The organism is Bacillus sp. 7894-2, assembly GCF_002272225.1.
Lineage (GTDB): Bacteria > Bacillota > Bacilli > Bacillales > Cytobacillaceae > Cytobacillus.
Genome location: NZ_NPDG01000039.1, coordinates 1 through 8,481, shown reverse-complemented (window position 1 = coordinate 8,481; position 8,481 = coordinate 1). Strand labels below are relative to the sequence as shown.

Here is an 8,481-nt window from a genome sequence, read left to right as displayed (position 1 = left end):
TCAACTCAGAAAATGAAATTTTTTAATGCAACAAACTTTATAAGAACAGCAAAGTTAAAAGCCAGTCATGCAGTGGTTTTTATCTTAATATATTCATTATTCTCGGTTATGGTGTGAATCTCCTGCCCATTTTGATGGTTAGGGCTATGCTGATTTTGTATATTCCTTATCCAGTTTAGGAAACGAATTGTTTTTGATGAAAAATATTTATATTTTATTGTATGCCCGCTCAAATTGCTTTAGCCTATTAAATAAACAGCGGAAGTCATTCCGCTGTTTACAGTAGTCAGCACCAGCCGCCTTCGTCACAGTCTGTGTAGCGCGCTTGAGCTTGATCCGGGACGGAGACATTCTGGTATATTTTTTGGTGTTCGGTTTCAAAATGATGGGACAAGTTGAAAGAAGATCCTTCCGGAAGGCTGATTTGTCCAATTTTTTCGTTTTCAAGATAAAGATCTATCCCATCATTATTGTTAAATTTGCCGACGACCCGGTCAGTTATATCGATTTTCTGCTGCTTCAATGTCATGGGTAATCATTCCTTTCATGCATCTGGGTACCCATAGTTTTGCCATGTCTCTGTAAAAGAAAAATAGCAAATAAAGGTAAGAACAAAAAAACAGATGCAGCTGGACATGATATACCCTAAAAGACGCAAAAAACCGGTTCGGAAGTGAACCGGCTCTCTAATTAGTCTTCGTTTGTCATTTCTTCATATTGCTCAGCAGTCATCAGGCTTTCTACTTCGCTCAAATCTGAAGGTTCCACCACAACCATCCATGCTTTTTCATATGGAGATTCGTTTACGAACTCAGGGTTGTCGTTAAGGTCTTCATTTACTTCTACCACTTTACCGCTTAGAGGCGCATAAAGTTCAGAAACTGTTTTTACAGATTCTACGCTTCCGAATGGTTCGTTGGCACTTAGCTCATCGCCAACTTCTGGAAGCTCAACGAATACGATGTCACCAAGTTCTGATTGCGCGAAATGCGTAATCCCAATGCGGACTTTCCCATCTTCTGTTTTTACCCACTCATGCTCTTCTGAATAACGTAATTCTTTTGGTGTGCTCATTATGTATCCCTCCATATTAATATTTCAATTTATGATCAGTAAATCGATCTCATGGTTAATGATGGCATCCAGCTATTAGGAAAGCCATGTCTTTTCATATTCCTCTTCTTTGAAGCCAACTGTTACTTTCTCTCCATCTGTCAGCAGCGGTCGCTTGATCAGCATGCCGTCTGTTGCCAAAATGTCGAGCAGTTCTTCATCTGAAGAGGTTTTTACTTTGTCCTTCAAACCGAGCTCCCGATATTTTTGGCCACTCGTATTAAAGAACTTCTTTAGTTCCAAATCGCTCTTTTTATAAAGCGCTTCAAGTTCGCTTCGTGAAGGCGGATTCTCTGTTATATGTATTTCTTCATAGGACAGATTATGTTCGTCAAGCCATTTCTTGGCCTTACGGCATGTCCCGCATTTAGGATACCAATAAAAAGTCAACGCCATTTTTTCACCACCCATTTTAGCAAATTCAGGCTTATCCAAAATTGCTGCCTTTTAATTGAATAGTAACATAAAAGGGTGACAAAGCATAACCTTGATCACCAATTTAATATTCGACATTTTTCTATTTGTTCCTGCATGCCGGAAAAAGTTTTTGAAAGTATATTTTTACAAAAATAAAGCCCCCTTCATCGGAAGGGAGCTAAGTCAGTTTAAACTGTAAAACGTTCAGCATCGATCAGTTTTTCCGATACTTCACGCTTCTTTGTAATCACGTTGACTGGTGTGTGGCGTGTGAATTTGCGCAGTGCAGACATCATCATGCGCAGTGAATCGCCGTTTTCTACTGCCACAAGTGTTTCCTTTGCATCCTGCTCAATTTCGTTAAATGCCTCCTGGCAGAAGATTTGAGTGTACAGAAGCTTTTGTTTGCTCTTTTCAAGGCCAGCTTTTTCAATAGCCTTTTCAGTGCGAAGAACAACAGATTCCATTGCATAAGCATTCGAAATAATATCCGCAATGTTTACGAGTACTTCCTGTTCTTTATCAAGAGCCTTTCCATACTTTTGTGCTGCCAGACCAGCAGCAAGCAGTCCGATTTTCTTCGCGTTCTTAACCAGATATTTTTCCTGCGCAAGCGGCTCGTCACCAGGCTCTTCAGGCATCATCATCATGAGCTCTTCCTGCAGCGCCTGGGCTTTCTGGAATAACGGAAGCTCTCCTTTTAGAGCTTTGCGGAGGTACGTGCCTGGCACTAATAGACGGTTGATTTCGTTTGTTCCTTCGAAAATACGGTTAATGCGTGAATCACGGTAAGCTCTTTCAATCTCATACTCAGCCATGAAACCATAGCCCCCGTGGATTTGAACACCTTCATCTACTACGTAGTCGAGGACTTCCGTATTGAAGAATTTATTCATGGAGCACTCAATGGCATATTCAGCAATTGACTTTGCGACTTCCTTGCCATCTTTTATTTCTTCATCTGTAAGCTTGCTCATACGGTCCTCGAACAAACCTACTGTACGATACACTGCACTTTCCGCTGCATAAATTTTGGAAGCCATAGTGCCCAGTTTTTCTTTAGTCAAGTTAAATTGAGAGATAGGTGTTTTAAACTGCTGGCGCTGGTTCGCATACTGAACAGCCAGTTCGAATGCACGCTTCGCTCCCCCAACTGCTCCTACACCCAACTTATAGCGGCCAATATTTAAGATATTAAAAGCAATCACATGGCCCTTGCCGAATTCACCCAGCAGGTTTTCCTTAGGCACCTGAGCATCTTCTAGAATTAATGTACGGGTAGAAGAGCTCTTGATACCCATTTTCTTTTCTTCAGCCCCTACAGATACACCAGGAAACTCTCTTTCAACGATGAATGCAGAGAAGTGTTCGCCGTCAATTTTTGCGTATACAACGAAAACATCTGCAAAGCCTGCATTTGTAATCCATTGCTTTTCACCATTCAATACATAGTGTGTGCCCTCAGCATTTAGCTTGGCGGTTGTTTTTGCCCCAAGAGCGTCAGAACCTGAGCTTGGCTCTGTCAATGCATAAGCGGCAAGCTTTTCGCCTGTAGCAAGTTGAGGAAGGTATTTTTGCTTTTGCTCTTCATTACCGAATAGAACAATCGGAAGGGAACCGATGCCGACATGTGCGCCGTGAGAGATAGAAAATCCGCCTGCACGCGCCATTTTCTCTGCAATAAGTGCTGAGCTTACTTTATCTAAAGCAAGTCCGCCGTATTCTTCTGGAACATCTGCGCCTAATAGGCCAAGATCCCCAGCTTGCTTCAATAGTTTTACCGAACGGTCAAATTCATGGTTTTCAAGATATTCAATTTGCGGTACAACTTCATTCACTACATAATCTTCAGTCGTCTTAGCAATCATAACCTGCTCATCTGTATAGTCCTCAGGTGTAAAAACCCGGTCATAGGAAACATCTTCGATTAAAAAGCTTCCGCCTTTGATAAGATTTTCAGTTTGATTTGACATTTACTTTCCCCCATTCTGTTTTTGCGGTGAAAAGCCTGTGGCTTCTCTCCAATTTTTGATTCATCTTATAAAAGTTCAAATACTCCGGCTGCGCCCATGCCGCCTCCGATGCACATTGTTACAACTCCGAATTGCTGATTACGGCGTTTCATTTCATGAATTAGAGACAGAGTGAGCTTGGCTCCGGAACAGCCCAGCGGGTGCCCGAGTGCAATAGCGCCTCCGTTAACATTTACCTTCTCTTCATCCAATCCCAGCTCACGGATAATTTGAATGGATTGGGATGCAAAAGCTTCATTCAATTCAAATAAACCAATATCCGAAAGCTCCAGCCCTGCAAGCTTTAATGCTTTGGGAATGGCCACAACCGGGCCGACACCCATGATCTCAGGAGGAACACCGCCTACGGCAAAGCTTCTGAATTTAGCCATTGGCTTCAAACCGGATGATTCTGCCTTTTCCCGGTCCATAACCATTAGGGCTGCTGCTCCATCACTTGTCTGCGATGAATTTCCGGCTGTGACACTTCCGGTTACCGAGAATGCGGGACGCAGTTTTCCAAGTGATTCAATTGTGGAATCTGCACGAACACCTTCATCCTGGCTAAATTGGATTGTTTTTTCAATCAGCTTATTGTCTTTTCCAACAGATCTGAACGTTACGTCTACAGGTACAATTTCATCTGCAAATTTGCCTTCCTGGATTGCCTTAGCAGCCTTCTGATGACTTCTGACAGCAAATGCATCCTGGGCTTCACGTGTAATGCCATACTTTTTTGCAACCTCTTCAGCTGTATGTCCCATACCCATATAATATTGAGGAGCTGTTTCCGCCAGTTTGGCGTTCGGGCGGACTACATGCCCCATCATTGGCACCAGGCTCATAGATTCTGCTCCGCCGGCGATAATTGTATCTGCATGGCCAATCATGATTTTTTCAGCTGCATAGGCAATAGCCTGCAGGCCTGAAGAACAATAGCGATTGATCGTTATCCCCGGAACTTCGTGTGAAAGTCCGGCAAGGGCACCGATATTCCTGGCCATGTTCAGCCCCTGTTCTGCTTCAGGCATCGAACATCCGATAATTAAATCATCGATATTTCCTTCATAATTCCCTGCACGCTTTAGGGTTTCTTTTACTGCGAGCGCGCCTAAGTCATCCGGCCTGACATTTGCAAGCGTACCTTTTTTGGCTTTTCCGACCGGTGTCCTGGCACCTGAAACTATAACCGCTTCTCTCATCATGTTCCCTCTCTTTCTATTAATGTCCCACTCTATCACTTAATTGCGCAATGGTTTCCCTTTTAAAAGCATGTGCTGCATGCGCTGCTGTGATTTTGGTTCCGCAACAAGGCTAAGGAATGCTTCGCGCTCCAAGTCAAGCAAGTATTGCTCATCAACTTCTGTTCCGTATGGCACTTTTCCGCCTGCAATTACATAGGCAAGCTTTTTGGCAATTTTCAAATCATGCTCTGAGATATAGCCGGAGTAAAGCATTGCCTGTGCTCCAAGCAGAAGGGTTGCATAACCGGTTTCACCGACAACAGGCACCTTTTTGCGGACAGGAGGCTTATAGCCTTTCTCATGCAGGGCAAGAACAGCCTGCTTTGCATCATAAAGGAGATGATCCCCATTCACACTTATGCCATCTGCCAGGTTCAGGAAGTTATTGTCTCTTGCTTCCTCGCCAGAAGTTGAAACCTTTGCCATTGCAATCGATTCAAACACTTTATTCGCAACCTTTTGAAGGTCAAATTCCACACCATTTGGCATATTTTCAAGATACTTCAAATAAAGCTCCTTGTTTCCGCTTCCTCCCGGGATCAGGCCGACACCCACTTCAACGAGCCCCATATATGTTTCGCTTGATGCCTGAATATGTGCAGCAGGCAGACATACCTCAGCCCCGCCGCCAAGTGTCATGCCAAATGGAGCGGCAACAACCGGCTTCGCGCTGTACTTAATTTTCATCATGGCATTCTGGAAGTGGCGGACAACCATATCCAGTTCATAAATATTGTCATCCTGCGCTTCCATAAGAATCATTCCAAGGTTGGCACCTACACAGAAGTTCTTGCCCTGATTCCCGATTACAAGCCCTTTGTAGTTCTTCTCCACTTCATCTACCGCAAAGTTGATCATCTGGATAATATCCAATCCAATAGCATTGCTTTGCGAATGGAACTCAAGCAATGCAACCCCATCGCCTATATCAACAAGGCTTGCACCGGTATTCTTTTTGATAACACCTTTTTGCTTCTTAAGCTGTTTTAAATTAAGTACTTTAGGGTTTTCCTCGATTAATCTGTACTCGCCATTATGATAAAAATATTTCCGTCCCTCTTCTTCTTTGTAGAAGGAATTAATGCCTTTTTCCAGCATCTCTTTTACCCATGCCGGCACTTCTTCGCCTGCTTCCTCCATTTTTCGAACCGCTTTCTCTACTCCAATGGCATCCCAGGTTTCAAACGGGCCCAGTTCCCAGCCAAAGCCCCATTTCATCGCACGGTCTATCGCTGTCACATCATCAGCTATTTCGCCGTGAAGCTGTGCTGAATAAAGAAGAGCCGGGCTGAGTATGTTCCACAATAATTGGCCGGAGCGATCATCTGAGTATACAAGCGCTTTCAATTTCCCCGCAGTGCCTTTTGCCTGTTTGGCCAGTTCAGTCGAAGCTGTCTTAAGCTTTTGGCGCGGGCCATATTCCAAAGTTTCCGGATTCAGCTCCAGAATCTCTTTGCCTTTTTTCAGGAAAAACCCTTGACCTGTTTTGCTTCCGAGCCAGCCTTTTTCCTGCATCACCTTCATGAAGTCAGGAACTTCAAAAACAGCCTTTTCTTTCCCGTCCACCTGGTCATAAACATTGTTTGCCACGTGTATAAATGTATCAAGCCCTACTACATCAAGTGTTCTGAAGGTAGCACTTTTCGGACGGCCAATCAGCGGACCTGTTATGGAATCCACTTCGCCTACACTGTATCCGCCCTTAAGCATCTCCTGCACTGTAACCAGCAGGCCATACGTGCCGATCCGGTTGGCAATAAAGTTTGGTGTATCTTTTGCTTCAACTACACCTTTTCCCAGTACATCTTCGCCAAACTGCTTCATAAATGACAGCACTTCAGAAGAAGTTTTTTTAGTAGGAATAACTTCAAGCAGCTTTAAGTAGCGGGGAGGATTAAAGAAATGTGTTCCAAGGAAGTGTTTTTGAAAATCTTCCGAGCGCCCTTCTGACATTGCTTCAACAGATATCCCTGAGGTGTTGGAGCTGACAATGCTCCCTGGCTTACGATGCTGGTCTACTTTTTCAAAAACCTGTTTCTTGATGCTGAGGTTTTCCACAACAACTTCAATAATCCAATCGACATCCTTCAGACGCTCCATGTCATCTTCAAAGTTTCCTGCCTCAATCAAAGCCATTTTCTTTTTAGAAGTTAATGGGGCGGGCTTTTGTTTTAACAGCTTTTGTCGGTTCCCTTCACTGATTCGATTGCGGACTGCTTTATTTTCAAGGGTAAGCCCCTTCGCCTTTTCGGCATCCGTTAATTCGCGAGGCGCGATATCCAGTAAAAGTGTTGGAATTCCGATATTGGCCAGATGGGCTGCGATCCCCGATCCCATGACTCCTGAGCCTAAAACTGCCGCCTTTTTTATTTGTTGGATCAACTTTGTTTCCCCCTTTTGCTTTTTTGAATGAATACTCATTCATTTTATTTTCAAAAAAAATATGCTTCTCTTCTGAATGAGTTCTGTTAATTATAACTATAAAATATTTGCAAAATTTACGCAATGATTTTAAGCGGAAATTTAAAAATGTTTTGAAATTTTATATTGTCTCAGCTGTAATTTTTTTGTGCAATTTGTGATAAGTGTTTTGGACACTCTAAAAAGGAAACATTTTTAATTCGTGAGCGGAGGTGAAAGAAATGGGAAAAATGAAAAAAGATCCTTCTAAGGCAGGAGTCAGCGCTGCTAGTGTCCAGGGAGATGCAGGCCCGACTGTTGAGAGGGAAGGACCTAAGAAAAGAAATAGCCAAAATAATCAATATAAGCGATGAGCCGTTTTTTTTGAAAACAGGCTGCCTTCGGTCTTTTTATAGTATGCATTATGCAGATAGGTAAATCATCTGCCGCAGAATAGCAAACGTTTTTCAGAGGCAAGATATGTTCAAATAACGCTATTAGAATTGGAGGAACAAATTATGCAGCAGCAAAATATGAACATGCAGAATCAGCAGGGCATTATGCAGCAGCCTCCTGCTGTCATTTCCACTAAAGATGCCCTTTACTTAACAGACATGCTTTCATGGAATCTTCTGGCCTGCAAAAAAGCGCATTTTTACGCGCAGCAATGCCAGGACCAGGAGCTAAAAACACATTTCGAGCAGTGCGGTCAAATGCATCAGCGTCACTATGAACAGCTGCTTGTTCATTTAAACCAGCAAAGTCAGCAAAACTTTATGGGAATGCAATAGGAAGGAGCATTGAAAATGAACCAGAACCAGAATCCCAATACGATTCAAAATCCCGAAACACAGGTAAATAAAACACCGCAAATGAATGAGCGGGATTTTACAAATGATATTCTGTCTACTGAAAAATATATGACAGATGCCTATTCAGTTGCCTTAAATGAGGCAAGCCACCAGAACCTCTATCAGGATATTCTTGCAGCATTCAATGAAACCCAAAACCAGCAGAGAGAATTTTACAATCTAATGTTCAAAAAAGGCTGGTATAAGGTTGAAGCTGCAGATCAGCAAAAGCTCCAGCAATCTTATCAGCAGTTCCAGGGCTATACGAATCAATTGCCATATGGCAATGGCCAGATGCAATAGGAAAAGCGGAAGCGCCTTGTCCACGAAGGAACGCAGACTAAGAACGCCACGTCCTGTGGCAACGTCTGCATGACCCGCATCCTGCGGCCCTCAAGCACAAGTCGAGCCTCACGGAAAGGCGTTCTTTGCCTTTTTGGGAGG

At 43.3% G+C, this 8,481-nt stretch carries 9 protein-coding genes; 3 read left to right on the top strand and 6 right to left on the bottom strand.

What is annotated here, in order from left to right; all coding sequences use genetic code 11:
- Positions 1–286 precede the first annotated feature (286 nt).
- The 6 genes from CHI10_RS06860 to CHI10_RS06835 form a co-directional block, all read right to left on the bottom strand.
- Entirely contained in the window at positions 287–529 is a 243-nt protein-coding gene (locus CHI10_RS06860) for a YusG family protein (RefSeq protein WP_095243558.1), read from the bottom strand.
- Positions 530–690: 161 nt separating this feature from the next.
- Positions 691–1,074: a glycine cleavage system protein GcvH gene (gcvH, locus tag CHI10_RS06855; protein ID WP_009331744.1), complete on the bottom strand. Its 384-nt coding sequence runs from the start codon at positions 1,072–1,074 to the stop codon at positions 691–693.
- Between the two features lie 75 nt (positions 1,075–1,149).
- A complete protein-coding gene (locus CHI10_RS06850) occupies positions 1,150–1,509 on the bottom strand; it encodes an arsenate reductase family protein (RefSeq protein ID WP_095243560.1) in 360 nt (119 codons plus the stop codon).
- A gap of 209 nt (positions 1,510–1,718) precedes the next feature.
- On the bottom strand, positions 1,719–3,503 hold the full coding sequence (locus tag CHI10_RS06845) for an acyl-CoA dehydrogenase family protein (protein ID WP_095243557.1): 1,785 nt from the start codon (positions 3,501–3,503) through the stop codon (positions 1,719–1,721).
- A 65-nt stretch (positions 3,504–3,568) separates the two neighbouring features.
- Positions 3,569–4,744, bottom strand: coding sequence for an acetyl-CoA C-acetyltransferase (locus tag CHI10_RS06840; protein WP_095243556.1), 1,176 nt, complete (start codon positions 4,742–4,744; stop codon positions 3,569–3,571).
- A 39-nt stretch (positions 4,745–4,783) separates the two neighbouring features.
- A complete protein-coding gene (locus tag CHI10_RS06835; protein ID WP_095243559.1) occupies positions 4,784–7,165 on the bottom strand; it encodes a 3-hydroxyacyl-CoA dehydrogenase/enoyl-CoA hydratase family protein in 2,382 nt (793 codons plus the stop codon).
- A gap of 263 nt (positions 7,166–7,428) precedes the next feature.
- Between CHI10_RS06835 and CHI10_RS06830 the strand changes: the two genes are divergently transcribed.
- The 3 genes from CHI10_RS06830 (at position 7,429) to CHI10_RS06820 (ending at position 8,340) form a co-directional block, all read left to right on the top strand.
- A complete protein-coding gene (locus tag CHI10_RS06830) occupies positions 7,429–7,560 on the top strand; it encodes a YuzL family protein (RefSeq protein WP_076258846.1) in 132 nt (43 codons plus the stop codon).
- Between the two features lie 144 nt (positions 7,561–7,704).
- Complete coding sequence (locus CHI10_RS06825; RefSeq protein ID WP_035329342.1) at positions 7,705–7,977, top strand: hypothetical protein; 273 nt, start codon at positions 7,705–7,707, stop codon at positions 7,975–7,977.
- A 15-nt stretch (positions 7,978–7,992) separates the two neighbouring features.
- Entirely contained in the window at positions 7,993–8,340 is a 348-nt protein-coding gene (locus CHI10_RS06820; RefSeq protein WP_095243555.1) for a spore coat protein, read from the top strand.
- Positions 8,341–8,481 lie beyond the last annotated feature (141 nt).

Bases quoted from the DNA above. Each gene is read 5' to 3' on its own strand.
- CHI10_RS06825 (WP_035329342.1), top strand. From the start codon at position 7,705: ATGCAGCAGCAAAATATGAACATGCAGAATCAGCAGGGCATTATGCAG.
- CHI10_RS06845 (WP_095243557.1), bottom strand. From the start codon at position 3,503: ATGTCAAATCAAACTGAAAATCTTATCAAAGGCGGAAGCTTTTTAATC.
- gcvH (WP_009331744.1), bottom strand. From the start codon at position 1,074: ATGAGCACACCAAAAGAATTACGTTATTCAGAAGAGCATGAGTGGGTA.
- CHI10_RS06850 (WP_095243560.1), bottom strand. From the start codon at position 1,509: ATGGCGTTGACTTTTTATTGGTATCCTAAATGCGGGACATGCCGTAAG.
- CHI10_RS06860 (WP_095243558.1), bottom strand. From the start codon at position 529: ATGACATTGAAGCAGCAGAAAATCGATATAACTGACCGGGTCGTCGGC.
- CHI10_RS06840 (WP_095243556.1), bottom strand. From the start codon at position 4,744: ATGAGAGAAGCGGTTATAGTTTCAGGTGCCAGGACACCGGTCGGAAAA.
- CHI10_RS06830 (WP_076258846.1), top strand. From the start codon at position 7,429: ATGGGAAAAATGAAAAAAGATCCTTCTAAGGCAGGAGTCAGCGCTGCT.
- CHI10_RS06820 (WP_095243555.1), top strand. From the start codon at position 7,993: ATGAACCAGAACCAGAATCCCAATACGATTCAAAATCCCGAAACACAG.